Consider the following 23,128-nt stretch of genomic DNA (forward strand, 5'->3'; position numbering starts at 1 on the left):
GCTCAGAGGTCGCGCGGCTCCAGGGGCTGGACGGCGGGTCCCTGCAGGACGTGCCCGTCGGGGGCGAACCGGGAGCCGTGGCAGGGGCACTCCCAGGCCCGTTCGGTCCGGTTGAAGGAGACCAGGCAGCCCAGGTGGGTGCAGCGCGCGGACACGGCGTGGAGGGCGCCGTCGTCGTCACGGTGCACGGCACGGCGCTCCCCGCCGACGCGGACGACGGCCCCGTCGCCGGGAGTGATCCGGTCCACCGACGACGGTCCGCCGGACGAGGGGAGCCGGTCCCCGACGAAGTGGCGGGCCGCGTCCGCCTGTTGCTTGAGGAAGGCGGTGCCCTCGCGGACGACGGAGGCGATCCGGCGCGGGTCGTACAGCTCGCCCCACGGGCAGGCGCGGCCGGTGATCAGGTCGCACAGCAGCCGGCCCGCCATGATGCCGGTGGCCAGGCCCCAGCCGCCGAAGCCGGTGGCGACGTAGACGCCCCGGGCGCCGGGGTGCAGGGGGCCGACGAGCGGCACGGAGTCGGTGGGGTCGTTGTCCTGGGTGGCCCAGCGGTGAGTGAAGGACAGCGGGCCGAACCGGTCCGTCGCCCAGGCGGCGAGCCGGTCGAAGCGCTCCGCCACGTCCTCTCCGGTTCCGGGGGTGAAGTGCTCACCGGTGACGATGAGCAGGCGGCCGCCGTCCGGGAGGGGCGCGGTGCGCAGCGAGCGGGTGTTCTGCTCGGGGGTGATGTACATGCCGCGGGGGGCGGCGGCCGGGTCGACGGGGGCGGCCACCACGAGTTCGCGGCGCGGGGAGAGCCGGGTGAACAGCAGCGCGCGGTCGAAGACGGGGTAGTGGGTGGCGACGACCACGTTCCGGGCGCGTACCTCGGTGCCGCCCGTGCCCGACGCGGTGGTCAGCACGCAGGGGTCGCCCTCGCTGAGGGCGGTGACCCGGGTGTGCTCGTGGATCGCGCCGCCGAGCCGGCGGATGTCGTCGGCGAGGGCGAGCAGGTACTTCACGGGGTGGAACTGGGCCTGTCCGGTGACGCGGACCGCGCCCGCGACGGGGAACGGCAGCTCGGTGTCGGTGACGAACTCGGCCGGCAGGCCGGCCTCTTCGGCGGCCGCCGCCTCCGCCCTCAGCTCGGGGATCCGGCCGGGGTCCTCGGCGTAGGTCCAGGCGGCGGTTTCCTCCCACTCGCAGTCCACGCCCAGCTCGGTGGCGGTTCCGGCGGCGTGGCGGATGGCGTCCGTCTGGGAGCGGGCGTAGAGCCGGGCGGCGTCGGGGCCGCGGGTGCGGCGCAGCCGGTCGTAGATCAGGGTGTGCTGGGCGCTCAGTTTGGCGGTGGTGTGCCCGGTGACGCCGGACGCGAGGCGGCCGGCCTCCAGGACGGCGACGGACCGGCCGCGCCGGGCCAGCTCCCACGCGGTGCTGATGCCGGCGACGCCCCCGCCGACGACGGCGACGTCCACGTCGAGGGGGCCCTCGGGGGGCGGCGCGGGGTCGGTCGGCGGCGCCGTCCGCAGCCAGTGGGAGCCGTACAGGTGGTCCGGTGCGCGCATGCGGTCCGGGTGCCCAGGCCGGTGCGGGTCACACGGGGCGCGGCCCGGCCCCGCCGGTGCGGCGGGGCCGGGAGCGGGGCTCGATCGCCCGGGCCTGATGTGTCACGGGCTGGGCGGTGTGTCCCGCCGCGGGTCTGTCCCCGGTCACCGGTTGGGCCGGGCGACGCTGATGTCCCCGAGGGCGGATTCCGGGTCGCGTTCCATGGCCAGGTCGCCGAGGGAGACGATGCCGACCGGCCGTCCGTCCTCGACGACCGGGATCCGGCGCACGGCGTGCTCGCGCATCAGGCCAACGGCCTGGTCGACGTCCTGGTCGGGGGTGATGGTGACGAGGTCGTCGCTGCAGGTGCGGACCACGGTCGTGTCGTCGGGGTCCCAGCCCTCGGCGAGGGCGCGCACCACGAGGTCGCGGTCGCTGACCACGCCGCGCAGCTCGTCCTGGTCGGTGACCAGGACGGCGCCGATGTTCTCGTCCCGCATCAGACGGGCCACGTCGGTCACCGAGGTCTGCGGTTCCACGGTCACCGGCGTCGCGGTCATGATGTCCCGTACGTGCTGGGTCACTGCGTGCCTCCTTGCCGTCCGGCGGTGGCCGTCACCGCCGTTCGGCGGCCGGGTACCCGGTGTCCCCGTCGTACTCGTGGCGGGCCCGCTCCACCTTGGGCAGGTTCTCCTCGGCCCAGGTGGCGAGGTGGGCGAAGAGCGGGGCGAGGCTGAGGCCGAGTGCGCTGATCTCGTACTCGACGCGGGGCGGGACCTCCGGGTGGTAGGTGCGCACCACCAGGCCGTCCCGCTCCAGCTGCCGAAGGCGCTGGGTGAGCACTTTGGGCGTGATGGCGGGGATCCGCCGCTGCAGTTCGACGAAGCGCTGCCGGCCGTGCGTGTGGAGCGTCCACAGCACGGGGGTGGTCCAGCGGCTGAAGACGATGTCCACCACGGGCGAGACGGGGCAGGCCAGTTGGGGGTCGGCGGCGGGTGCGGCGGGCTTCGCTCGGGCGGTCGGCATGGGCTGCGCATCCCCTCTGGAAAGTCACTTTCCTCTAGGTACCTACTATACCGACGCTGTTAGCGTCCTCGACGAACACACCGATTCTTTGCGGGGAGTTACTCATGATCGTGGTGACGGGGGCGACGGGGAACGTCGGCCGTGAGCTGGTGCGGGTCCTCTCGGCGGCGGGTGAGCGGGTGATCGCCACCTCGCGGGGCGTCTCGGAGCGGGACGTGCCGAAGGGGGTTCGGGCCGTACGGGCCGACCTGACGGACGCCGGGAGCCTGCGACCGGCGCTCGACGGCGCCCGGGCCCTGTTCCTGCAGAACGGCGGGGCGAGCGCCCCTCTCATCAGCCCGCGGGACATCCTCGACGCGGCGAAGGCCGGCGGGGTCGAGCGGGTGGTGCTGCTGTCGTCGCAGGGCGTGGTGACCCGCCCGGAGTCGGCGTCGCACGGCCGGCTGGCCCGGGGCATCGAGGACACGGTGCGGGACTCGGGCCTGGACTGGACGCTCCTGCGGCCGGGGGGCTTCCACTCCAACGCCTTCGCCTGGGCGGAGCCGGTGCGCGCGCACCGTACGGTCTCGGCGCCCTTCGGGGACGTGGGCCTGCCCACCGTCGACCCGGCGGACATCGCCGAGGTGGGCGCCGCGGCGCTGCGCGAGGACGGCCACACCGGCCGGATCTACGAACTGACCGGCCCGGCGGCGACCACTCCGAGGCAGCGGGTCCGGGCCCTGGCCGACGCGATCGGCGAGCCGGTCCGGTTCGTCGAGCAGACCCGCAAGGAGGCGCGGGAGCAGATGCTCGCCTTCCTGCCCGAGCCGGTGGCCGACACCACCCTCGACATCCTGGGCGATCCGACACCGCGGGAGCGGCGGATCAGCCCCGACGTCGAACGGGTCCTGGGCCGGGCGCCCCGGGACTTCGCGCAGTGGGCGCGGCGGAACGCGGCCGCGTTCCGCTGACGGCCCCGCGCCCGGCGCAGGGGCGTGACAGAAGAGCTGAACAAGCGCTTAGATAGTGACCCGGTCGCCCTGCCGGGCGGCCGGTCGCCGTCGTGCCCTCACCCTCGGGAGGCCCCGTTGTTCACGTCCGTCGACGACGTCCGCGCACGCCTCGCCGCGACCGGTTATCTGGCTTCCCCCGGGGTCGCCACGACCGTGTTCCTCGCCGACCGGCTGGGCAAGCCGCTGCTGGTGGAGGGCCCGGCCGGCGTCGGGAAGACCGAACTCGCCAAGGCGGTCGCCCAGGTGGCGGGCGCCCGGCTGATCCGGCTGCAGTGTTACGAGGGGGTCGACGAGTCCCGCGCGCTGTACGAGTGGAACCACGCCAAGCAGTTGCTGCGGATCAGCGCGGGGCGGGACCAGAGCTGGGACGAGACCCGCACGGACATCTTCACCGAGGAGTTCCTGCTGCCCCGCCCGCTCCTGACGGCCATCCGCGGGGACGATCCCAAGGTGCTGCTGATCGACGAGACCGACAAGGCGGACGTCGAGATGGAGGGCCTGCTGCTGGAGATCCTCAGCGATTTCCAGGTCACCGTGCCCGAACTGGGCACCGTCACCGCTGCCCGCCGTCCCTTCGTGGTGCTCACGTCCAACGCCGGCCGTGAGCTGTCGGAGGCCCTGCGCCGCCGCTGCCTCTTCCTGCACATCGGCTTCCCGGACGAGGAACTGGAGCGCAGGATCGTCCGGTTGAAGGTGCCCGGCATCGACGCCGCGCTGGCCGCGTCCGTGGTGCGGGTGGTCGGCGCGCTTCGGGCGATGGACCTGAGGAAGCTGCCCTCGGTCGCCGAGACCGTCGACTGGGCGCGCACCCTGCTGGCGCTGGGCGCCGACACCCTCGACGAGGGTGTCGTCCGGGACAGCCTGGGCGTCCTCCTCAAGCACCAGGAGGACGTCCTCAAGGCCGCCGCCAAGCTGGATCTGGACGCGCTGTGACCGACGCGGCGGACCACGCGCGGGATCCGGGCCCGTCGGGGGACACCACGGCGCGGCTGACCGGCTTCGTCGCCGCGCTGCGCGCCCACGGCCTGCGGATCGGCACCGCCGAGACCGTCGACGCGGCGCGAGCGGCGGCCGAGCTGGGGTTCGACGACCGCACGCTGCTGCGCGAGGGGCTGGCCGCCACGCTGCTGCACACGCTCGGCGGGCGGCAGTTGTTCGACGCGGTCTTCGACCTGTACTTCCCGACCGCGGTCGGCGGGCCGGCCGGGCAGTCGGCCGGCCGGGACGACCTGCGTGACCGCCTCGCCGCGGCCCTCGCCGCGGACGACACCGCGCTGCTGCGCCGGCTGGCCGTCGAGGCGGTCGACGGTTTCGGCGGCTACGGCGGTTCGCCGGGCGGGGACGGCTGGTCGTCCCACCAGACCCTGGAGCGGCTGCGCCCGCAGACGTTGCTGGCGCGGGTGCGCGACGACGTCCGTGCCCACGGCGGTGCTCCGGGGTTCGCGGACCGGGTGCTGGAGGACGAGATCCGGCGGCGCGTCGAGGCCTTCCGAACGCTGGTGGCGGCCGAGGCGCGGCGCCGGGTCGCCGAGCGGCGGGGCCGGGAGGAGATCGCCCGGCGAGCCGTCGCGCCGACCGCCGACCGGGTCGACTTCCTCTACGCGGGCCGCGACCGGCTGGCCGAACTGCGCCGGACCGTGCAGCCGTTGGCGCGCAAGCTGGCCACCCGGCTGACCGCACGCCGGCGCCGGGCCGCCCGCGGCAGCATCGATCTGCGCCGCACCCTGCGCGGTTCGCTGTCGACCGGCGGAGTGCCGGTCCGGCCGGTGCTGCGCAGGCGCAGGCCCGCGCGGCCCGAGCTGGTGCTGCTGTGCGACGTCTCGGGCTCGGTCTCGGGCTTCTCCGACTTCACGATGCTGCTGGTGCAGGCGCTGCACGACCAGTTCGCCAAGGTCCGCGTGTTCGCCTTCGTCAACCGGGTCGACGAGGTGACCGGCCTGCTGCGGCGCGGCACGGCGGACCCGGCGGGCCTCAGCGGCCGGATCCACGCCGAGGCGGCCGTCGCCTCCTGGCATGGCAGCAGCGACTACGGCATGGCGTTCGGCGAGTTCGCCGAGCGCCACATCACGGCGCTGACCTCCCGTACGACGGTGTTCGTCCTCGGCGACGCCCGCACCAACCACGCCGACCCGAACCTGCCGGCTGTGCGGGAGATCGCCCGGCGGGCCCGCCGGGTCCACTGGCTCAACCCGGAGCCCCGCGCCCAGTGGGGCACCGGCGACTCCGTCGCGCCGGAGTACGCGGAAGTCGTCGCCATGCACGAGTGCCGCAACGCCCGCCGGCTCGGCGAGATCGTGAGCCGTCTGCTGCCGGTCTGACGCCGGGCACTGCGGGGAGCCGAACCCTGGGGAACCTCCCCGACACCGTTACCGTCGGCCGGGCCGCTCGCCTACGCTCCGTGGAGAGCGAGGCCGCCCCGGGCGCTGCGGCATCTGGAGACCGATCACGCGCGGGGGAAGCTCGTCGTCACCGTGTGAGCGCGCACCGCCCGTTCAGCCGTCCGTGGCCTTCGCGTACTCCTTCGCCATGGTCCCCGCGAAGTCGTGCACGACGACCTGCTCGTCGCCCACGACCCAGGCGTCGTGCCCGGGCGGGCACACGAAGACGTCACCGGGGCCGACCTCGCTCTCCGCGCCGTCGTCCATGCGGATGCGCATCCGGCCCTGGACCATGTAGCCGTTGTGGTGGACCTGGCAACTGGCCGTGCCGGCGATCGGTCCGACCGACTCCGACCAGCGCCAGCCCGGTTCGAAGGTCGCCACGGCGAAGTCCAGACCGGTGAGGTGGACGGCCTCCAGATGGCCGCGGGGGAAGTCCCGCCGCTCGTCGGGCTTGTCGAGCGTCTTCACTTCCAGCATGACGCTCCTCCTTCCGGCCGGTGCCGCGCACCGAGGGTGCCTCTTACCCCCTCATCGTGCGTCCGTCCACCCGGGGCCGCCATTCGGCGGGGCGGTCAGCGTCCGCGCAGGTCGGCGAAGCGTTCGGCGTCGACGTTCCCGCCGGACAGGATCAGCCCGGTCCGGGGCGGAAGCGGACCGGCCCGCCCGGTGAGGACGGCGGCGAGCGGCGTGGCGCCGCTCGGCTCCAGGACGATCTTCAGCCGCTCGAAGGCGAACCGCATGGCGTCCCGGATCTCGTCGTCGCTCACCAGCACGACGGCGTCGACGAGCCGCCGGTTGACCGAGAAGGTCAGCTCGCCGGGGGTGGCAAGGGCCTGGCCGTCGGCGATGGTGCGCGGGACGTCGACGGCGACGCGCCGGCCGGCCTCCAGGGACCGCTTGGTGTCGTCGCCGGCCTCGGGCTCGACCCCGATGATCCGGGTGTCCGGCCGCAGGCCCTTCGCGGCGGTGGCGCTGCCGGCGATCAGTCCGCCGCCGCCGACGGGTACCACCAGCGCGTCCAGCTCACCGGCCTCGTCGAGGAGTTCGAGGGCGCAGGTGCCCTGCCCGGCCATGACGTGCGGGTGTTCGTACGGCGGGATCAGGGCGAGGCCGCGTTCGGCGGCGAGGGCCTCGCCGATGGCGACGCGGTCCTCGGTGTAGCGGTCGTAGGTGACGATCTCGGCGCCGTAGCCTGCGGTCGCCGCGCGCTTGGCGGGCGGGGCGTCCTCGGGCATGACGATCACGGCGGTGCTGCCGAGTTCCCGGGCGGCCAGCGCGACAGCCTGGGCGTGGTTGCCGGAGGAGTAGGCGGCGATGCCCCGGGCGAGTTGCCCGGGGGTGAGGCGGGAGGCCGCGTTGTAGGCGCCGCGGAACTTGAAGGCGCCCGCCCGCTGGAAGTTCTCGCACTTGAGGAAGAGCTCGGCGCCGGCCCGTGCGTCGAGGGTGCGTGAGCGCAGTACGGGTGTGCGGTGGGCGACGCCTTCGAGCCGCCCGGCCGCGTCGCGGATGTCGGCGAGAGTGATCGGCGGGGTGGTCACGGGAGGGCTCCCTCGGTGTCGTCGGCGGCGGCCGCTCTGGCCTGGGCGAGATAGTGGTAGGCGGAGGCGCGGGAGATGCCGAGGCGGGCGGCGACCTGTTCCACCGAGCGGCGCACGGCGAAGACGCCGTGCGTGTCGAGACCGCGGAACAGGGCGATCCGCTCTGCGCGGTCCAGGGCGGTCCAGGCCCGGTCGTGCGGCGAGAGGTGCCGGTCGAGCAGGGCGTCGACGACCGAGTCGATGTCGTCGCCGAAGGTCGTCTCGGGCGCGTCGGCGGCCCGGTCGGCGGCGCCGGCCAGCGAGCCGAGGAGGGAGCGGGCCCGGTCCAGGGCGGTGACGTCGACATTGACGCACAGGGCTCCGAAGACGGTGCCGGAGGAGTCGCGCAACACCATGGTCGATGCCTTGACCAGGTCTCCGCGGGGGGTGCGGGTGAGGTAGTTGAGCTCGTCGGCGGCCGTGTCGCCGCGGGCGAGGACCCGCATCCCGATCTCGCTCATCGCACCGCCGACCGCGCGCCCGGTCACCGATCCGGCGACGGCGACGACGGACGCCTCCGGCCGCCGGTAGTCGTGGAGCACGACTTCGCACAGTGGTCCGAACGTCGCGGCGATCCCTTCGACGACCGGCCGTACAGCGGCGAGGATCGCGTCACGCTCGGCTTCCCGCGCCATGCGCTCCCCCTTTCCGACCCACGGGGCTGCCCGTTCACACCCACTGGACTTTCTGTCTGATGATCGGACTGTACGTCCAGCAGGCGTGCACGGCAAGGGGCGACCGAACTGGCGACCGAGGGAAGTCTCCTCCGCGCGTGCCGTTCCGGACGCCGTCGCGCAGGGACGGGTGGATCAAGAGCTGATACGACCAATTGCCGCTTGCCTACGATGTATTGTCGGTCGCGCCGGTCCACGGCGCGGTGCGGATCTGGGGGAAACAGATGCAACCTGGCGAACAGCTGTCCACGTCGATCGATGCCACGGTCCCCACGGCCGCGCGCATGTACGACCACTACTTGGGCGGCAAGGACAACTACGCGGCCGACCGGGCCGCCTGCGAGGAGCTGGACAAGGTCGTCCCCAGCACCCGCGCCCTGGCGCTGAACAACCGGCGCTTCCTGCAGCGGGTGGTGCGCACGCTCACCCAGGAGTACGGCATCCGGCAGTTCCTCGACCACGGCTCCGGCCTGCCCACCCAGGACAACGTCCACCAGGTGGCACAGCGGATCGACCCGAGCGCCCACGTCGTCTACGTCGACAACGACCCGATGGTGCTCGTGCACGGCCGTGCCCTGCTGGAGCAGGACGAGCGGACCACTGTGATCCACGCCGACCTGCGGGACACCGAGGCCGTCTTCGAGCACGAGGAGACCCGTCGGCTGATCGACTTCGACCAGCCGGTGGCGGTGCTGTTCAACTCGGTCTTCCACTGCATCCCGGACAGCGACACCGACGGCCCCCGGGCCGTGATCCGCCGGGTCACCGAGCGCCTCGCACCGGGCAGCTACCTGCTGATGTGCCAGCTGGTCAGCGACGACCCGAAGGTGCGGGAGTTCGTCACGGACTTCATGGACAAGGCGACCCAGGGCCACTGGGGCCGGGTGCGCGAGGAGAAGGACGTCGCCGAGTGGTTCACCGGCATGGACGTCCTGGAGCCGGGGCTGGTGGAGGTGTCCACCTGGCGCCCGGACACGGAGGTGGCGCCCCGTCAGGCCACACAGGAATGGATCGAGTTCGGCGGTGTGGGCCGGCTCAGGTAGCCGGCCCCGGTCGGCGTGTGGGCCGGCGCAGGTAGCCGGCCCCCGGTCACGGGAGCGGGTAGCGCCGGTCCCGGGTCTCCTCGATGAGCGCCAGCGACTCACGGGGGTCGAGCGCCTCGTCGGCCAGCCGGTCCAGGGTGACCCGGTACTCCTCCGTCTCGTCCCGGTCCTCCAGGAACGTGGCGCTCCTGATCTGTTCCAGATACACCACGTCGGGCAGATCGGAGCCGCCGAAGCGCAGATAGGTGAGCGGGAAGCCCGGCGCCGAGGCGTGGGTGACGTCCAGCGGCACGACCTGCACGGTCACTTGCGCGCTGCGCGCCTTCGCCAGCAGATGGTCGAGCTGCTCCCGCATCACCTCCGGTCCGCCGAGGACCCGCAGCAGCACGGACTCGTCGACGACCGCCCACAGTTGCGGTGCGTCCTCGCGCTCCAGCAGCCGGCTGCGGCGCGTGCGCAGTTCCACCCGCCGCTCCACCTCGCGCGCGGGCGCGCTGGGCAGCCCGCGCTTGACGACCGCACGGGTGTAGGCGGGCGTCTGCAACAGGCCCGGCACGTACTGGGTCTCGTAGGTGCGGATCGCGGTCGCCGCCTCCTGCAGTCCGACCAGCCGGTCGAACCACTCGGGCATCAGCCGCTTGTCGTACCGCTGCCACCAGCCGGGCTCGCCGGCCCTGCGCAGCAACCGCAGGAGCACCGACGCCTCGTACTCGTCGGTGCCGTACAGATCCAGCAGCGCCCGCACATCGGCCTCGACCGGGGGCTTGCGGCCTTTTCCGGCCTCGATGCGCGAGAGTTTGGCCGGGCTGAACCCGAGGGCACGCGCCGCCTGGTCCTGAGCCAGGCCGGCATCCTCGCGGATGCCCGCCAACTGCACGCCGACCAGCATCTTCAACAGCGTCGGGGCGGGCTCCGCACGGTCCAGATAAGGTTCGAGGCGGGTGACGCGAGGTGACTCGGCGGACATCCTGACTCCCCATGAACCGGCTGACGGCGACACCTCATTGTGGCACCGGTCCGCCGAAAGCACCGCACCGGACGTTGCCTGACTGCGAGTCAACTACGGACTCACACCAGGTGGTCGAACTCCCCGCCCTTCGCACCGGCCAGGAACGCGGCCAGTTCGGCCGGGGTGTAGACCAGGGCCGGGCCCTCGGGGTCGCGCGAGTTGCGCAGCGCGACGTCTCCCCCGGTCAGCAGGGCGATCTCGACGCAGTTGCCCTCGGCGTTGCTGTGACTGCTCTTCGTCCAGCGAACCCCCAGGGAACTCGCCGGCACTCCGTTGCGCACTGACGGCATCGCACTCTCCTCACTCGTGGCGCAATTTCTCGTGAAATTGCACGAGGCCATCGACTCCGTGGATAATAGCGGTGCCGTCAACCGCCTTTCGGCGCCCCGTCCTGACGTCGCCTCAGGGAGATGCCGTGTCATCACCTGCGCAGTTCCGGAGCCAGGAGTCCGCAGAGGACTCGCCGAGAACAGCCACGCTGCACATCACGGGCACCCGCGAGGGGTTCGCCGAAGCTCGTGACTTCACCCACCGCACCCTGGACCGCTGGGAGCTCGGCCGGTGCGCCGAGGACGCGGTCACCGTGGTCACGGAGCTGGCCGCCAACGCCGTGCTGCACGCCCTGCCTGACGTCACGCCGGGCGTCGCCGACGTGCGGCTGCGGCTCAGCCTGCGCAGCTCCCACCTGGTGTGCGCGGTCACCGACCAGAGCGACACGCCGCCCGTGTACCCGTACCCGGAGGAGTCGCTGCTGGAGCACGGGCGGGGGCTGCACATCGTCGAGGCGCTGTCGGAGCACTGGGGCTGGACCCGGCGCTCCCCGCTGGGCAAGACCGTCTGGGCCATGCTGCCGACCCGGCCCCGGCCGGCATGAGCGGCCGACCGGGGGCCCTCGCCGGGCTCGCACTGGTGCCCTGGCCCGAGATCAAGGACTCCACCGGCTCGGCCGCCGGGATCCCGTACCTGCTGGCCGACGTGGCCCGGGGCGACGAGGCCGCCGCCACCGGCGCGCTCGACCAGCTGCGGGCGCGCATCTGCCAGTACGGCTTCGTGGTGGACCAGGCGACCGCCGCGACGGTGCCCTTCCTGTGGGAGCTGGTCCAGCTGCCACAGGTTCCCTGCCGGGCGCGGATACTGCGTCTGCTCAAGGACATCGCCGACGCCCGCCAGTGGGAGACGACCGCTGCGAGCTATCCCAAGCTGCTGCGCCACCGCGACAACTACGTCGAGTGGGAGCGGGCGGCCCGCCGGGCGGTGCGCGCCCAGCGCGGCGTGCTCGACCGGCTGCCCGCCGAACCGGACCCCGACATCGCCCGCGCGCGAGCGGAACTCGCGGCGACCATCGGCGGCTGACGCCGAGGCGCCCGACCTCGCGATCCCCGACCTCGCGGTTCATGGCCCTGTGGTTCATGGCCCCGCGGTTCATGGCCCCGTGGTTCCGGGCTCCCCTGCGCCTGGCGTTCCGGGGCCCCGCCTTCTTGGAGTGCCGGTCCGCGGCGTTGGCCAGATCCACCCGGTGCACAGGCGTCGGTCACCTCAACTCCCTTGGCAACTGCCGGAGTTCACCTAGGGTGGTCCCGCGTTGATCATCAGAACTCATGGGAGGTCTTGCCGTGACGGACTCCACCGCTCCGGACGCCGCCGTTCCGGGAGGACGTGCCCGGATCGACACGTCCAAGCCTCACTCCGCGAGGTTCTGGAACTACTTCGTCGGCGGCAAGGACAACTACGAGGTCGACCGGGAGATCGGCGACCAGATCAAGGAGATCTTCCCCGGTCTGGTCGACGTCGCGGTGACCAGCCGGGACTTCCTCGGGCGGGTCGTACGCCATCTGGCAGGCGAGGCGGGCATCCGCCAGTTCCTGGACATCGGCACCGGCCTGCCGACCGCCGACAACACCCATGAGGTCGCCCAACGCGTCGCCCCGGACGCCCGGATCGTCTACGTCGACAACGACCCGGTGGTGCTGGCGCACGCCCACGCCTTGCTCACCAGCACCCGCGAGGGCCGGACCGCCTACCTCGACCAGAACCTCTACGATCCCGAGGGCATCCTGAAGGCCGCCGCCGGGACGCTGGACCTCTCCCAGCCGGTCGCCCTGATGATCCTCAACACCCTCGGCCACGTCGCCGAGTACGAGCAGGCACGGGACCTGGTCGGACGCCTGCTGGCGGGTCTGCCGTCAGGCAGTTACCTGGTCATCAGCGACGGCACCGCCACCAGCGAGGGCATCATCGCCGCCTCGGACGCCTACAACGCGAGCGGCGCGGTGCCGTACTACGTGCGCGGTGTCGAGGAGATCGCCGGGTTCTTCGAGGGGCTGGAGCTGGTGGAGCCGGGCGTGGTCCAGGTGACCGCGTGGCGCCCGGACCCCGCGGATTCGGCCAATCCCGGCCTCACCGTCGACGCGTACGGCGCCGTGGGCCGCAAGGCGTGACCGGGACGTGACCCGCCGCGCTGCCGGGCGCGGCGGGTCACGCCCGTCTCGGTCCGTCGCGTCAGGCCGACGAGCAGCTACTCGGCTTCCCCTGGTCACGGGCTCGTCGGCCGGGCCGGCTACCCGGAACCATCGGGCAGGGCTCGCCGGCCCGCGGTCCTGCTACCCGTCAGCCGGGCCAGGTGCCCGTCAGCCGCCGGGTGGCGGCGGCGCCGGCGCCGTCCACGGCCGCCTTGGTCACGGCGAAGATCGCACCCTGGACGGTGGCCGCCAGCAGGACCTCCCGCCAGGTGCGTTCCTCGTCGGTCGCGTCCGGGGCGTCCTCGTCGTGCCCCAGTACCTTCCAGGTCTGTTTGAAGGCCGCACCGGCCATCGCCCCGCTGGCGGCCCCCGCGGCCAGCCCGACGGGCTTGTAGGCGATCTTGCTCGCTCTCATCGGTGGTTCCCCTTGTGATGGCGGACTGCCAGGACGACGGCACCGCCCGCGGCCGTCCCCGCGAGCAGGGCGGTACGACGGCGCCGCATGGCCGACCGTGCCCGGTGCCCGCCCCGGGCGCGCACCGGCCCGGGCGTCGTACCCCGCTCGACGTGGCCGGAGCCGGAACCGGCGGCGGAGTCCCGGGCGCGCTCGGCCGGGTGGTGGACCGCTTCCGGCAGCTTCTGCCGCATCCGGTCGGCCGTGTGGTGGACGGACTCCGGCACCTTCCGGCGTACCCGGTCGGTCCCGTGCTGGACGGCTGCGGGCACCTTCCCGCGAACCCGGGCGGCGCGGGCACGGGCGCGCGCGGCGATGCGGTCGGCGGCATCACCGGCACGCGCCTTGGCGGCACCGGCCTTCTCCTGGGCGCGGGCCTTGACATCGGCCCGGGCGGCGAGTTCTTCCACGGTCCTGCCGAGGTCCTCGCGGGTCCGCTCGATCTGATCGCGCAGTTCCTCGGCGCTGGGCTTACGGGCAGGCGTCCCCTCGCTGCTCATCGATGTGCCCTTTCCTTGATCTCCGCAAGGTCAGCCTTGACGGTGTCGATGGTCTGTTCGGGCGTGGGCGGGTTGGCCCGGCGGACCTGCGACCTGCCCACGACGGCCAGCACGGCGGCGATCAGGAGCAGACCGCCGGCCGTGATCAGCCCCGCGGCCCACACCGGAAGCGGCAGGGACAGGGCGGCGATCGCGGCGGCCACCAGCGCCTGGAGTGCCAGGAAAGCGACCAGGCCGGCGCCACCGAACATGCCGCCGCCCAGCCCGAAGCGCTTGCTCTTCTGCGTCATCTCGGTCTGCGCCAGCCGCATCTCGGCCCGGACCAGTTCGGTCATCTGCCGGGAGGCCTGCTGCACCAGCTCGCCCACCGAGGCGTCGGCTGGAACGCTGTGCCGCGGTTGCGTGACGGTCATGTCGATTCTTCCTCTCCGGAGCAGGGCTGGTCGGCCGAGTACCCGGCAGGCGATGACTCTCACCAGAGACAGGTACCTTGACATAGGTATCCGCGGATACTTACCTTGGCGGACATGTCCCGACCCAGCGCACCCGGACCGGACGTCGACGAGGTGGCCGCCGGCCTCGTGGCATGGCTGCCCGCGCTGCACCGCGCCCTGGACCGTCGGGTCGGCCGGGACTGCCCGGCCGCGAAGCTGCCCGAGGCCCAGCTGGCGCTGTTGCGGCACGTCGAGGCACAGGCCGGGGTGACCGTGCGCCAGGCCGCCGACGCCCTGCTGATGAAGCCGAACAACGTCAGCGCGCTGGTCACCCAGCTCACCGGACAGGGACTGCTGGAACGACGGGGGGACCCCGCCGACAAGCGGATCGCGCACCTGCACCTCACCTCCGCCGCACGGCGACGGCTCGACGAGGCCGGACAGCTGGCGGGCACCCACCTCGGGCACGTCCTGCGCGCTCTGCCCGACCGTGAGCTGGACGCCCTCGGCGCCGCTCTGGGCGCGCTGCGCACCCTCACCGAGCAGCTGCGCCTCGACGCCCCCTGACAGGCGCGCCGGTTCCGCGGACACGTCGGGCCGGCACGCCCGGCAAGGGCTACGTCCCGAACGTCGGTCCCATGGCGCCGCCGCGGTCCCCGCCGCCGGTGCCCGCGCGAACGCCCCCGGCCGACGGGCGCCGGCGTACGGCGGCCCGGGTCAGTGCCGGGCGAACTGCACGCCGGTGCGCTGGACGACGTCCGGCCGCAGCGCCATACCGTCGATCACCAGCCGCTCCCCGTAGATGTCGGTGAGCCGGAGGGAGCCGCCGCAGCCCGCACCCTGCTCGGAGAGGAAGTAGTTGTACCCGGTGCGTGGCAGGGCCCGCCAGCCGGCGCCGGCGCGCACCTCCAGCCGGGCCAGCGGATTACGGTGGCCGAGCGCCTGGATGCCGCACCAGTACCGGCTGGAGCCGGTCTTGTAGCGGATCGAGAGCGGCTCGGAGGTGCTCGGGCTCAGCAGACTCCAGGTGACCGCGATCCGGCCGGTGACGGGATCGGCGAGCTTCGCGAACGCCTGTCGGCTGAGGTCCAGTTGGCCGGGCGCGCAGGGCAGCGGGCACTCGTTGGTGATCAGCACGGTGACGGTGGCGCCGTTCGCCGCGCGCACCAGCACATGCGCCCCGCACGCCTGGGCGGAGGCGTAGTCGGTGGTGTTCATGGCGGCGATCATGAGGTCGTCGCTGGGGCCGAAGGAGCATGCCCCGTTGCCGTCACCGGCGTCGTAGTGGGTGGCGACGCCCCGGTAGGTGGTGCCGGGGCGGATCCGTCCGGCCTGCGGGGCGGTGGCGGGGGCGGGCCGCCCGCCGTCCGCGGCCTCGGAGCGCGCGGACGAGGTGTCCGCCGTAGGGGTGGTGGTCGGGCTCGCCGTGGGCGACGGGGACGCGGACGCCGAGGGGGAGGACGGGAGGGGCTCGGGCCTGGTGCCCGTCGCCGTCGGCGTCGCCGTGCCGGAGGTCTGGGCTGGGACGAGCGCGCGCGGCGCGGCGGCAGCCGTGGCCGGGCCTGGCCCGGAACCGTCCCCGTCGCCGGGGCGAAGTACCAGGACGAGGGAGACGACGGCCGCGACGGCCGCCACGGCGACGGCGGATATGAGGAGGGGGTGCCGCCGGCGGGGGGCACGGCGGTGGGAACGGGACGCCACAGGTGAGTCCTTACGCGGTTCGGCCGGACATGGTGCGGATACGGGGCTCCCGCCACGAGGAGCCTTCGACTCGTCAGTGGCCGCGAAACCCGGAAAGGTTGCCGTGCACCCGGCGCGGCGGTGCACGACCACCGTCACCGAGCGCCGTCACGCCTGCGCGTGATGCCGCGCACACGCTTCGGGACGCATGGGGCGCACGTGTTAGCGTCCGGGCCGTGACCTCCCCGGTTCTGCACGCAACCCCCGCACTCGGGCCGCTCGACCTGTTCGGCGACGGCTTCGTGAGCGACCCCTATCCCTGGCTGGACACACTGCGCGCGCAGGCTCCGGTGCACCACGACCCCGGCACCGGGCTCTGGCTGGTCAGCCGGCACCGGGACATCCGCCGGGTGCTGCTGGACCCGGACGTCTTCCGCCCCGACAACGCCCAGCACGCGGTGACGCCCCTGCCGGTCGGGGTGCTGCGGGTGCTCGCCCGGTCGGGCTTCAAGCTGCCGCCGGCGCTGGCCAACAACGGCACCGCGAGCCATGCGGGGCTGCGCCGGGTCGTCACCAGGTTCTTCAACGCGCGGCGCGTCGCGGACGCCGTGCCGGTGATCGAGCGGATCGCCGGCGAACTGCTCGCCGCGGCGCGGGAACGCCTCCACGTCTCGGGCGGCGTCGACCTGTTCCCGTCCTTCGCCCAGGTGCTGCCCTGCCGGGTGCTGATGGAACTGCTCGGCATCGACGGTGTCTCCCCCGCCACGCTGATCCGGTGGAGCGATGCCTCCCTCGAACTGTTCTGGGGCCGGCCCTCACCCCAGCGCCAGCTCGAACTGGCGGAGCTGGTGGGCGAGTTCCACCAGTGGCTGACGCAGGTCGTGACCGACCGGACGCACTCCCCCGGCTCGTTCGTCGGTGCCCTGGCCGAGCACCGGCTGCCCGACGGCGAGCCGGTGGACGTGGCGACCGCGGTCGGCGCCTGCTTCTTCGTGTTCATCGCCGGGCAGTCCACCACCGGGCAGCTCATCGCCACCGTGCTGCGCCGGGCCCTCGCCGAGCCGGGCGTGTGGTCCCGGGCCGGGCGGGAGGACGGACTGGCCCGGGCGTGGGTGGAGGAGGTGCTGCGGCGCGAGCCGCCGGTGACCACCTGGCGCCGGGTCACCGCCCGGCCCGTCGAGCTGGGCGGGACACAGCTGCCGGGAGGTGCGCAGCTGCTGCTGATGCTGATGGGCAGTGGCTCGGACCCGGAGGTCTTCCCGGCGGCGGACCGCATGTGCCCGCACCGGGCCGAGATCCGGCAGCACCTGGCCTTCGGTGCCGGCCGACACCGCTGCCCCGGCGCGTCGCTGGCGCGCACGGAGGCGGCCGTGGCGCTCCGGGCGGCGGCCCGGGCGTTGCCCGCCGTGCGGCAGACCCCGGATGCCGCCGACGCGCCGGTGCTGGGACTGTTGTCCTTCCGCGCGCCGCTGCGGGTGCCCGTGGAGCCTGCCTGACGGGGGCCCGCCGGGGCGGCCGGGGACGGTCGGTCTGCCGGGGCGACCGGAGAACGTCGGCCTGCCGAAGGCAGCCGGAGACCGTCGGTCGCCGACGGCCCCCGGCTCCGTGGTGCGCGCCGGCCGGCTATCCGGCGTAGGTCTCGAACTCGGCGACCCGGGGGGTGCCGGACGAGCCGGTGATCTCAAAGGTGATCTTCTTCAGGGACGTGCGGGGGAAGGTGATGACACCGGCCCCGCTGCCGGAGGTGAGGGTGGCACCGGTGTCGTGGTTGACGACCCGCCACGAGCCGATGCGGCCCACGGCGCCCGCCGCCTCCCGGATGTTGATCTTGGAGACGCCGGTGGCGGAGCCCCACTTGATCGAGATGGCACCCGTGGAGCCGTCCGGTGACCAGTACGTGCCCATGTCACCGTCGCGTACGTTGCCGTAGCTCGTCCCGTCGGCCTTGCTGGAGCCGTCGGAGCCGGCGCCGATGCTGAGGTTGGTGCCGGTCGGTTGGCTGGGCTCGGGGCCGGGATCGGTGGGGGTGGGCGTCGGAGTGGGCGTCGAGCCGGTCGGGGTGGGCGTCGGCGTCTGCGGGGTGCAGTTGCCGTCCGAGACCCGCAGTCCCTTGCCGGCGCCGGCTGTCGCGCTCACCACGCTCGGCACGCAGTCGGCCGCGTCGAGACTGTACGAGTAGGGGACGCTCACCGTGGTGGTGGAGCGCACGTCGGGGCCCGCCGGGTGGTTCTCGGCGCCGGGCTCGGACCAGGTGACGTTGTCGAAGATGTTGCCGCTGACCTGCCAGTAGCCGGTCGCGTCGGTGTAGAAGGTGCCGAGGACGTCCTTGGAGTCCTCGAAGTAGTTGCTGTCCACCTTGGCGTGGGCGCCGGCCCGGGAGTTGATGCCGGACTTGTTCAGGTGGACGTAGTGGTTGTTGTACATGTGGGCCGTGGCGCCGCGCAGCAGGGGTGCCCGGGAGTCGATGTTCTCGTAGAGGTTGTGGTGGTACGTGATGTAGTTGTTGGACAGCTCCGTCTCACTGGAGCCGACGAGGCCGCCGCGGCCGGAGTTGCGCAGGATGCTGTAGGACAGGGTCACGTACCGCGTGTCGTCCTTCATGTCGAAGAGGCCGTCGTAGCCCTCCGACTCCCCGCCCGACGCCTCCAGGGTGGTGTGGTCGACCCAGACGTTGTGGACGTCGCTCTCCAGGCCGATGGCGTCACCGCCGTTGGAGGTGGGCGAGCCGGACTTCTTGACGTTCCGCACCGTCACGTTCTGGATGACGATGTTGCTGGACTCCCGGATGTGGATGCCCAGTTGGTCGAAGACGGCACCGCTGCCGACCCCGACGAGAGTGACGTTGCTGACCCTCTTCAGCTCGATCTTGTCGTCGGCGGTGTCGCAGCTGTCGCCCGAGACCTTGCTGGTGTTGGCATGGTTGATGGTGCCCTCGACCTGGATGGTGATCGGGGTGCTGCTGCTGGCCCGGTTGCACAGGGCCGCGTGGATCGCGGTGCCGGTGGTCGCCCGCACAGTGGTGCCGCCGGCACCGCCGGTGGTCCCGCCGTTCTGCGTCGCGTATCCGGTGACGCCACCGGTCGCGGCGGAAGCCTCCGACATGGACAGCGCCACGCCGGTCGCGCCGGCCAGGGCCATGGTGGCCAGCGCCGCACAGAGGCGCATGGTGACTGGTCGTCGTCTCATCCTCGTCTCCCCAATTCGTCCCGGAATCTCGGGTGGTGCGCCTCTCATGCCATGGGCATGACAGCAAGGCATCGAGGGTGCCGACCTGTCGTGAGCGGCTGGCGGTCGGGCCGGTTGCGGGTGCCGTCCTCGATGCGGTGCGTTCGCGGGTCGGTCGCGCGACGGTCGTGATGCGGTGCGCGACGGTCAACGCGTACGGCGCGACGGAAGCGCTTACGCGACCGACCCATGGAGCGGTGACACTTCGCCAGACACGCACCTCCACGTCTCGCGGCGCGCAGACGACCAGGTCAAGTCAGGTCTTGACTCACCTGGGAGGCACACCCGCAGTCGTGAGAGGTGCTGTGACGGTCGCTTTCACCCGACGGGTGACACCTCGCTGGGGAAAGCGCTTTCTAGCCTTGAGAATAGGGCTGAGCCGGTTCGGCTGGCAAGGCTCTTGCGCCGAGCGGCTCGGCCCGGGGGGAGGGCGCAGCGCTACCGGACTCCCCCGTCGGCCTCCTCGGTCGTCCAGGGCTCCTGGCTCTCCGAGGCTTCGGGGAAGCTCGCGAAGTAGGCCGCGACCATGTCCTCGTCCCCGTGCCCCTGCGCCGCCGCACGCTCCAGCCGTGCCGCGCTCGCGGCGGCCACGTCCAGGCGCAGGCCGTACTGCCGGCCCGCCTCGACGATGAGCCGGGCGTCCTTGGCGGCCGTCGCCACCGCGAACTGGGCCGGGGAGAGCCGGTCCTCCAGGACCAGGCTCGTCTTCGCCCGCAGGTACCCCATGTCGAGCGGGCCGCCGGCGACCGTGTCCAGGAAGCTCCGCGGGTCCACTTCGAGGGCACGGGCCAGGGCCAGCACCTCGCCCATGGCGTTGGTGGTGGCGATGACCCAGGTGTTGGCCACGAGCTTCAGCCGGGTGGCGCTGCCGGCCGCGCCGTCCTCGCCGGTCCACACGGTCCGGGCGCCGACCGCGTCGAAGATCGGGGTCACCGCTTCCCGGCCTGCCGCCGGCCCGGCCGCGAGGACGACCAGTCGGCCGCTCTCCGCGGGCTCGCGGGTGCCGAGCACGGGGGCGTCGTAGAAGAGCAGTTCGTGTTCCCGGGCGAAGGCCGCCAGGTCGGCGAGGGCTGCCGTCCCCGCGGTGGTGCACTGCGCCCAGGCGGTTCCCGGACGCAGGCCGGGAGCGGCCCGCCGCATGACGTCGAGGGCGGCCGGACCGTCGTGGAGCATGGTGAGGACGGTGTCGGCGCCCGCCACCGCTTCCTCGGGGGTGTCCACGACGAGCGCGCCGTCGGCGGCCAGCGGCGTGGCCTTGGCGGAGGTGCGGTTCCAGGCGCGCACGGTGTGCCCGGCGCGGAGGAGGTTGCGGGCCATCGCGGCGCCCATGATGCCGGTGCCCAGGACGCTCACGGTGAGCTGGTCGGTCATGTGTCGGCTTCCCTGTTCGTTCGTGGTCTTCGTTCGTGGTCTTCGTTCATGCGCTGACGACGGCGGTGAGGCCCGGGTGCCCGGTGGCGGCGGTGGCACGTGCGCCTGTGGGAATCGGGCGCTGTCGGCCCGGGGCGGGGTCGGGTCTGCTGGACGCTGAGACGGCTCACCCTGCGCCGCGGTCCGCGTCTCGACGGGACGCCGCGTCGGCAAGCCGGCCGCGACGGCGATCACGGCGGGCGCGTCGATCACGGCAGCCGGACCCCGCCGGCCACGGGGCCCGGTCGCCTTCCCCCGGTGACGCGCAACGCCTCCCGACCGTGTGGACCGGTCGGCGGGCGCGTACGGTGGCCCGCCGCGAGTCCGGCTCGGCGGCCCGGTCGCGTGCTAGCGCCGCCTTGTGCGGCCGGTCCGGCGGAGACCGGGTCTGCCGCCGCAGGTGCACTCGGTTGCCGGGCCGGCGGGTCGGCGGCGGGCCTGTCGGGCGTCGCAGGGTTCGGGTGCCGGGGTTTCGGGTGCGGGGTTGGGGGCGGACGTGCCGAAGCAGCGATCCTCGAAGGTGTCCATCACGAGGATGAACACCAGCATCAGTGCGGGGAAGAGCAGTGCCATCACGACGAAGACCATGGCTGCCTCCCGGGCCGGCGAGCGGTCGGACCCTTGTCCTCATCGTCACAGGCCCCTCGCCCGCAGCAAGGCGAACCCGCGCCGGGCAGCCCGCCCGGGACTCCCCCGGCACCCTGCGGCCAGCGGCGGAGGACCGGTCGTTCGCCCACCCGCCACTAGCCCGGCCGGGTGAATCGGCGGCGTCCGTGCCTGCCACGCCACCGGTCACCGCAGCGGGGTGGCGGGCCGGCGAACGCGGCGGCCGTCAGTGGATCTCCGCCACGAACGCCCCCTCGGCGCCGAAGGCGAACCGGGCGAAGCGCTCCCCGATGCGCCGGTGGGCGGCGGGGTCCGGGTGCAGGGCGTCGGGCAGCGGCAGCTCGGCGTGGTCGGGCTCCCCGTAGAGGTCGAGGCCGTCGAGGTGGTGCAGGTACGGATCCGCGGTGGCACGTTCCCGGACGATGCGGGCCAGCTCGCTGCGGATCACGGTCAGCGTGAGCTTCCCGGCGGCGGTCTCGTCGGGGTCGCCGAGGGCGACGAAACGCAGGCGTCCCTCGCTCATCGCGCCCAGATCCGGGGCGCTGGGACCGGGCGTGTCCTCGTGGATGGCGCAGTGGAGCGGGGAGACCACGAGCAGCGGGGCGGTGGGGTGCCCTTCACGGATGGTGTCGAGGAAGCCGTGGACGGCGGGGCCGAAGGCGCGCAGCCGCATCACGTCGGCGTTGACCACGTTGATGCCGATCTTGACGCTGATCAGGTCGGCCGGGGTGTCGCGTATGGCGCGTGCGGTGAACGGGTCGAGCAGCGCACTGCCCGCGAACCCCAGGTTGATCAGCTCCACCCCGCCCAGGGAGGCGGCGACGGCCGGCCAGGTCCCGGTGGGACCGGCGGCGCTGGACCCGTGGCTGATGGAGCTGCCGTGGTGCAGCCAGATCCTGCTGCCGTCGTCCGGACGGGGAGCCACGGGGGCGTCGGTGCGCAGGGCGACCAGTCGGGTGGTCTCGTCGTGCGGCAGCCAGATCTCGACGTCCTTCTCCTTTCGGGCCAGGCCGGTGAAGCGCACGGTCCGGACGGGCCCGGGCCGGCATTCGGCGCTCCCGGAGGCCAGGTCGACGGTGAGGGTGTCGCCCTCGGTCACGCCGGCCCGGCCCGCGACCCGCCCGTCGACGAGCAGTTCGTACACCCCGTCGGGGCGGGCCGGGGCTCCGGGGTAGACGCGCTTGGTGGCCAGGACGTCCAGCTCGACAGCGGTGGCCCGGGTGCGCAGGACGAGCCGCACTCCCGAGGGCTGCGACTCCGCCATGGCCAGCTGGTCGTCGGGGATCTGCCGCCGGGCGCCCGGCGGCAGCCGGTGGGGCAGCAGGCCCCGTTCGGTGCGCTCCAGGTCCAGTGCGCCGCGCAGGAGGTCGGCGGTGATGGGGGTGGTGATCCAGTCGGGCTCGGCGTTCATGTCTTCGGTCTCTTCGATCTCTCGTGCCGTTCAGGCCGTGGTGAGCCGCTCAGGCTCCGTAGTAGTCCGCTCAGGCCGGTAGCTGGTCCGCGCAGGAGGTAGTCCGCTCAGGCCGGTAGTCGGTCCGCGCGGGAGGTAGTCCGCTCAGGCCGTGGTGGGCCAGGTGCGCAGCAGACCGTCGAGCGCGGTCAGGATCTCGGTCCAGCTCTCCTGCGCGTCGGGGGCGCTGTGGCTGAAGCCCCCTGCCGCCTCCAGGGCGACGAATCCGCCGAAGACGCTGCCGAGCAGCCGTACGGCGTGCGTCTGGTGCGGCTCGGCCAGGTGATAGCCGCGCAGGAGTGCCCGCGTCATCTGCGCGTGCCGTACCCCGGCACTGGCGGCCGCCGTCTCCGGGTCCAGCCGGAAGCGGGCGGCGGCGAAGCGCCCCGGGTGCTGGAGGGCGTAGTCCCGGTAGGCGTCGGCGAAGGCGGTCAGCGCCTCCCGGCCGGCGCGGCCGGCCACGGCGTTCGAGACCCGGTCGGCCAGTTCCTCCAGTGCCCGCAAGGCGATCCTGGTCTTGAGGTCGTGGGCGCTCTTCACGTGCGAGTACAGGCTCGCCGTCCTGACGCCGAGTCGCCGCGCGAGCTCGGCGGGGGTCACGCCCTCGAAGCCGATCTCGTCGGCCAGGTCCGCCCCCGCCAGCACCAGGCGCTCCGTGGTCAGTCCGATCCTGGCCATCCTCAC

General features: G+C 73.2%; 25 protein-coding genes. 9 read left to right on the top strand and 16 right to left on the bottom strand.

Annotation, left to right across the window (positions count from 1 at the left end):
- Positions 1-2: 2 nt before the first annotated feature.
- The 3 genes from ACSLTV_RS30165 to ACSLTV_RS30175 all read right to left on the bottom strand — a co-directional run bounded on the left by ACSLTV_RS30165 (position 3) and on the right by ACSLTV_RS30175 (position 2,550).
- Complete coding sequence (locus ACSLTV_RS30165; RefSeq protein WP_435613241.1) at positions 3-1,544, bottom strand: FAD-dependent oxidoreductase; 1,542 nt, start codon at positions 1,542-1,544, stop codon at positions 3-5.
- 144 nt (positions 1,545-1,688) lie between these two features.
- Positions 1,689-2,108, bottom strand: a complete 420-nt coding sequence (locus tag ACSLTV_RS30170; RefSeq protein ID WP_432138174.1) for a CBS domain-containing protein — start codon at positions 2,106-2,108, stop codon at positions 1,689-1,691.
- 31 nt (positions 2,109-2,139) lie between these two features.
- A complete protein-coding gene (locus tag ACSLTV_RS30175) occupies positions 2,140-2,550 on the bottom strand; it encodes a winged helix-turn-helix transcriptional regulator (RefSeq protein ID WP_432138173.1) in 411 nt (136 codons plus the stop codon).
- Positions 2,551-2,654: 104 nt separating this feature from the next.
- Here ACSLTV_RS30175 and ACSLTV_RS30180 point away from each other — a divergent pair, with 104 nt between their 5' ends.
- From ACSLTV_RS30180 to ACSLTV_RS30190, 3 genes are all read left to right on the top strand, one after another.
- Positions 2,655-3,500, top strand: a complete 846-nt coding sequence (locus ACSLTV_RS30180) for an NAD(P)H-binding protein (RefSeq protein WP_435613242.1) — start codon at positions 2,655-2,657, stop codon at positions 3,498-3,500.
- Between the two features lie 117 nt (positions 3,501-3,617).
- Complete coding sequence (locus ACSLTV_RS30185; protein ID WP_432138171.1) at positions 3,618-4,475, top strand: AAA family ATPase; 858 nt, start codon at positions 3,618-3,620, stop codon at positions 4,473-4,475.
- The gene (locus ACSLTV_RS30190) at positions 4,472-5,860 is read left to right on the top strand and encodes a VWA domain-containing protein (RefSeq protein WP_435613243.1); all 1,389 of its coding nucleotides are present in this window, start codon (positions 4,472-4,474) and stop codon (positions 5,858-5,860) included. Before ACSLTV_RS30185 ends, ACSLTV_RS30190 begins: the two co-directional genes overlap by 4 nt.
- A gap of 174 nt (positions 5,861-6,034) precedes the next feature.
- Here the strand turns inward: ACSLTV_RS30190 and ACSLTV_RS30195 are convergent, their stop codons facing one another.
- The 3 genes from ACSLTV_RS30195 to ACSLTV_RS30205 form a co-directional block, all read right to left on the bottom strand.
- Positions 6,035-6,400: a cupin domain-containing protein gene (locus tag ACSLTV_RS30195; RefSeq protein WP_432138169.1), complete on the bottom strand. Its 366-nt coding sequence runs from the start codon at positions 6,398-6,400 to the stop codon at positions 6,035-6,037.
- A 95-nt stretch (positions 6,401-6,495) separates the two neighbouring features.
- Positions 6,496-7,461: a pyridoxal-phosphate dependent enzyme gene (locus ACSLTV_RS30200; RefSeq protein WP_435613244.1), complete on the bottom strand. Its 966-nt coding sequence runs from the start codon at positions 7,459-7,461 to the stop codon at positions 6,496-6,498.
- On the bottom strand, positions 7,458-8,135 hold the full coding sequence (locus ACSLTV_RS30205; RefSeq protein WP_432155270.1) for a helix-turn-helix transcriptional regulator: 678 nt from the start codon (positions 8,133-8,135) through the stop codon (positions 7,458-7,460). Before ACSLTV_RS30205 ends, ACSLTV_RS30200 begins: the two co-directional genes overlap by 4 nt.
- Positions 8,136-8,398: 263 nt before the next feature.
- Between ACSLTV_RS30205 and ACSLTV_RS30210 the strand changes: the two genes are divergently transcribed.
- Positions 8,399-9,217 carry an SAM-dependent methyltransferase gene (locus ACSLTV_RS30210; RefSeq protein ID WP_432138166.1) on the top strand — a complete coding sequence of 273 codons (819 nt, stop codon included), beginning with the start codon at positions 8,399-8,401 and terminating at the stop codon, positions 9,215-9,217.
- 46 nt (positions 9,218-9,263) lie between these two features.
- On the opposite strand, the gene ACSLTV_RS30215 is transcribed toward ACSLTV_RS30210, so the two are convergent.
- A complete protein-coding gene (locus tag ACSLTV_RS30215; RefSeq protein WP_432138165.1) occupies positions 9,264-10,184 on the bottom strand; it encodes a helix-turn-helix domain-containing protein in 921 nt (306 codons plus the stop codon).
- Between the two features lie 101 nt (positions 10,185-10,285).
- The gene (locus ACSLTV_RS30220; RefSeq protein ID WP_432138164.1) at positions 10,286-10,516 is read right to left on the bottom strand and encodes a DUF397 domain-containing protein; all 231 of its coding nucleotides are present in this window, start codon (positions 10,514-10,516) and stop codon (positions 10,286-10,288) included.
- 125 nt (positions 10,517-10,641) lie between these two features.
- Here ACSLTV_RS30220 and ACSLTV_RS30225 point away from each other — a divergent pair, with 125 nt between their 5' ends.
- The 3 genes from ACSLTV_RS30225 (at position 10,642) to ACSLTV_RS30235 (ending at position 12,664) form a co-directional block, all read left to right on the top strand.
- Positions 10,642-11,100, top strand: a complete 459-nt coding sequence (locus tag ACSLTV_RS30225; RefSeq protein ID WP_432138163.1) for an ATP-binding protein — start codon at positions 10,642-10,644, stop codon at positions 11,098-11,100.
- Entirely contained in the window at positions 11,097-11,579 is a 483-nt protein-coding gene (locus tag ACSLTV_RS30230) for a hypothetical protein (protein ID WP_435613245.1), read from the top strand. Before ACSLTV_RS30225 ends, ACSLTV_RS30230 begins: the two co-directional genes overlap by 4 nt.
- Positions 11,580-11,839: 260 nt before the next feature.
- Complete coding sequence (locus tag ACSLTV_RS30235; protein ID WP_432138161.1) at positions 11,840-12,664, top strand: SAM-dependent methyltransferase; 825 nt, start codon at positions 11,840-11,842, stop codon at positions 12,662-12,664.
- 169 nt (positions 12,665-12,833) lie between these two features.
- Here the strand turns inward: ACSLTV_RS30235 and ACSLTV_RS30240 are convergent, their stop codons facing one another.
- The 3 genes from ACSLTV_RS30240 to ACSLTV_RS30250 are packed head-to-tail and all read right to left on the bottom strand — an operon-like array spanning position 12,834 to position 14,052.
- Positions 12,834-13,100, bottom strand: coding sequence for a DUF4235 domain-containing protein (locus ACSLTV_RS30240; RefSeq protein WP_432138160.1), 267 nt, complete (start codon positions 13,098-13,100; stop codon positions 12,834-12,836).
- A complete protein-coding gene (locus tag ACSLTV_RS30245) occupies positions 13,097-13,639 on the bottom strand; it encodes a DUF3618 domain-containing protein (protein ID WP_432138159.1) in 543 nt (180 codons plus the stop codon). The genes ACSLTV_RS30240 and ACSLTV_RS30245 overlap by 4 nt, the downstream gene beginning before the upstream one ends.
- Positions 13,636-14,052: a phage holin family protein gene (locus tag ACSLTV_RS30250; protein WP_432138158.1), complete on the bottom strand. Its 417-nt coding sequence runs from the start codon at positions 14,050-14,052 to the stop codon at positions 13,636-13,638. Before ACSLTV_RS30250 ends, ACSLTV_RS30245 begins: the two co-directional genes overlap by 4 nt.
- 114 nt (positions 14,053-14,166) lie before the next feature.
- Between ACSLTV_RS30250 and ACSLTV_RS30255 the strand changes: the two genes are divergently transcribed.
- The gene (locus ACSLTV_RS30255) at positions 14,167-14,640 is read left to right on the top strand and encodes a MarR family winged helix-turn-helix transcriptional regulator (RefSeq protein ID WP_432138157.1); all 474 of its coding nucleotides are present in this window, start codon (positions 14,167-14,169) and stop codon (positions 14,638-14,640) included.
- A gap of 150 nt (positions 14,641-14,790) precedes the next feature.
- Here the strand turns inward: ACSLTV_RS30255 and ACSLTV_RS30260 are convergent, their stop codons facing one another.
- A complete protein-coding gene (locus ACSLTV_RS30260; RefSeq protein WP_432138156.1) occupies positions 14,791-15,774 on the bottom strand; it encodes an expansin EXLX1 family cellulose-binding protein in 984 nt (327 codons plus the stop codon).
- Between the two features lie 215 nt (positions 15,775-15,989).
- Here ACSLTV_RS30260 and ACSLTV_RS30265 point away from each other — a divergent pair, with 215 nt between their 5' ends.
- Positions 15,990-17,249 carry a cytochrome P450 gene (locus ACSLTV_RS30265; RefSeq protein ID WP_432138155.1) on the top strand — a complete coding sequence of 420 codons (1,260 nt, stop codon included), beginning with the start codon at positions 15,990-15,992 and terminating at the stop codon, positions 17,247-17,249.
- A gap of 127 nt (positions 17,250-17,376) precedes the next feature.
- Here ACSLTV_RS30265 and ACSLTV_RS30270 read toward each other — a convergent pair whose 3' ends face one another.
- From ACSLTV_RS30270 to ACSLTV_RS30285, 4 genes are all read right to left on the bottom strand, one after another.
- Positions 17,377-18,939 (bottom strand): pectate lyase family protein, encoded by a 1,563-nt coding sequence (locus tag ACSLTV_RS30270; RefSeq protein ID WP_432138154.1) that lies wholly within the window; start codon positions 18,937-18,939, stop codon positions 17,377-17,379.
- 477 nt (positions 18,940-19,416) lie between these two features.
- Entirely contained in the window at positions 19,417-20,349 is a 933-nt protein-coding gene (locus ACSLTV_RS30275; RefSeq protein ID WP_432138153.1) for an NAD(P)-dependent oxidoreductase, read from the bottom strand.
- A gap of 871 nt (positions 20,350-21,220) precedes the next feature.
- Complete coding sequence (locus ACSLTV_RS30280; RefSeq protein ID WP_435613246.1) at positions 21,221-22,405, bottom strand: GDSL-type esterase/lipase family protein; 1,185 nt, start codon at positions 22,403-22,405, stop codon at positions 21,221-21,223.
- 144 nt (positions 22,406-22,549) lie between these two features.
- Positions 22,550-23,122 (bottom strand): TetR/AcrR family transcriptional regulator, encoded by a 573-nt coding sequence (locus ACSLTV_RS30285; protein ID WP_432138150.1) that lies wholly within the window; start codon positions 23,120-23,122, stop codon positions 22,550-22,552.
- Between the last annotated feature and the right edge of the window lie 6 nt (positions 23,123-23,128).

It is taken from the genome of Streptomyces sp. bgisy159 (assembly GCF_965341775.1).
In the GTDB taxonomy this organism is placed as follows: Bacteria; Actinomycetota; Actinomycetes; order Streptomycetales; family Streptomycetaceae; genus Streptomyces.

Bases quoted from the DNA above. Each gene is read 5' to 3' on its own strand.
- ACSLTV_RS30165 (WP_435613241.1), bottom strand. From the start codon at position 1,544: ATGCGCGCACCGGACCACCTGTACGGCTCCCACTGGCTGCGGACGGCG.
- ACSLTV_RS30175 (WP_432138173.1), bottom strand. From the start codon at position 2,550: ATGCCGACCGCCCGAGCGAAGCCCGCCGCACCCGCCGCCGACCCCCAA.
- ACSLTV_RS30180 (WP_435613242.1), top strand. From the start codon at position 2,655: ATGATCGTGGTGACGGGGGCGACGGGGAACGTCGGCCGTGAGCTGGTG.
- ACSLTV_RS30195 (WP_432138169.1), bottom strand. From the start codon at position 6,400: ATGCTGGAAGTGAAGACGCTCGACAAGCCCGACGAGCGGCGGGACTTC.
- ACSLTV_RS30205 (WP_432155270.1), bottom strand. From the start codon at position 8,135: ATGGCGCGGGAAGCCGAGCGTGACGCGATCCTCGCCGCTGTACGGCCG.
- ACSLTV_RS30210 (WP_432138166.1), top strand. From the start codon at position 8,399: ATGCAACCTGGCGAACAGCTGTCCACGTCGATCGATGCCACGGTCCCC.
- ACSLTV_RS30215 (WP_432138165.1), bottom strand. From the start codon at position 10,184: ATGTCCGCCGAGTCACCTCGCGTCACCCGCCTCGAACCTTATCTGGAC.
- ACSLTV_RS30220 (WP_432138164.1), bottom strand. From the start codon at position 10,516: ATGCCGTCAGTGCGCAACGGAGTGCCGGCGAGTTCCCTGGGGGTTCGC.
- ACSLTV_RS30230 (WP_435613245.1), top strand. From the start codon at position 11,097: ATGAGCGGCCGACCGGGGGCCCTCGCCGGGCTCGCACTGGTGCCCTGG.
- ACSLTV_RS30240 (WP_432138160.1), bottom strand. From the start codon at position 13,100: ATGAGAGCGAGCAAGATCGCCTACAAGCCCGTCGGGCTGGCCGCGGGG.
- ACSLTV_RS30245 (WP_432138159.1), bottom strand. From the start codon at position 13,639: ATGAGCAGCGAGGGGACGCCTGCCCGTAAGCCCAGCGCCGAGGAACTG.
- ACSLTV_RS30250 (WP_432138158.1), bottom strand. From the start codon at position 14,052: ATGACCGTCACGCAACCGCGGCACAGCGTTCCAGCCGACGCCTCGGTG.
- ACSLTV_RS30255 (WP_432138157.1), top strand. From the start codon at position 14,167: ATGTCCCGACCCAGCGCACCCGGACCGGACGTCGACGAGGTGGCCGCC.
- ACSLTV_RS30270 (WP_432138154.1), bottom strand. From the start codon at position 18,939: ATGAGACGACGACCAGTCACCATGCGCCTCTGTGCGGCGCTGGCCACC.
- ACSLTV_RS30275 (WP_432138153.1), bottom strand. From the start codon at position 20,349: ATGACCGACCAGCTCACCGTGAGCGTCCTGGGCACCGGCATCATGGGC.
- ACSLTV_RS30280 (WP_435613246.1), bottom strand. From the start codon at position 22,405: ATGAACGCCGAGCCCGACTGGATCACCACCCCCATCACCGCCGACCTC.
- ACSLTV_RS30285 (WP_432138150.1), bottom strand. From the start codon at position 23,122: ATGGCCAGGATCGGACTGACCACGGAGCGCCTGGTGCTGGCGGGGGCG.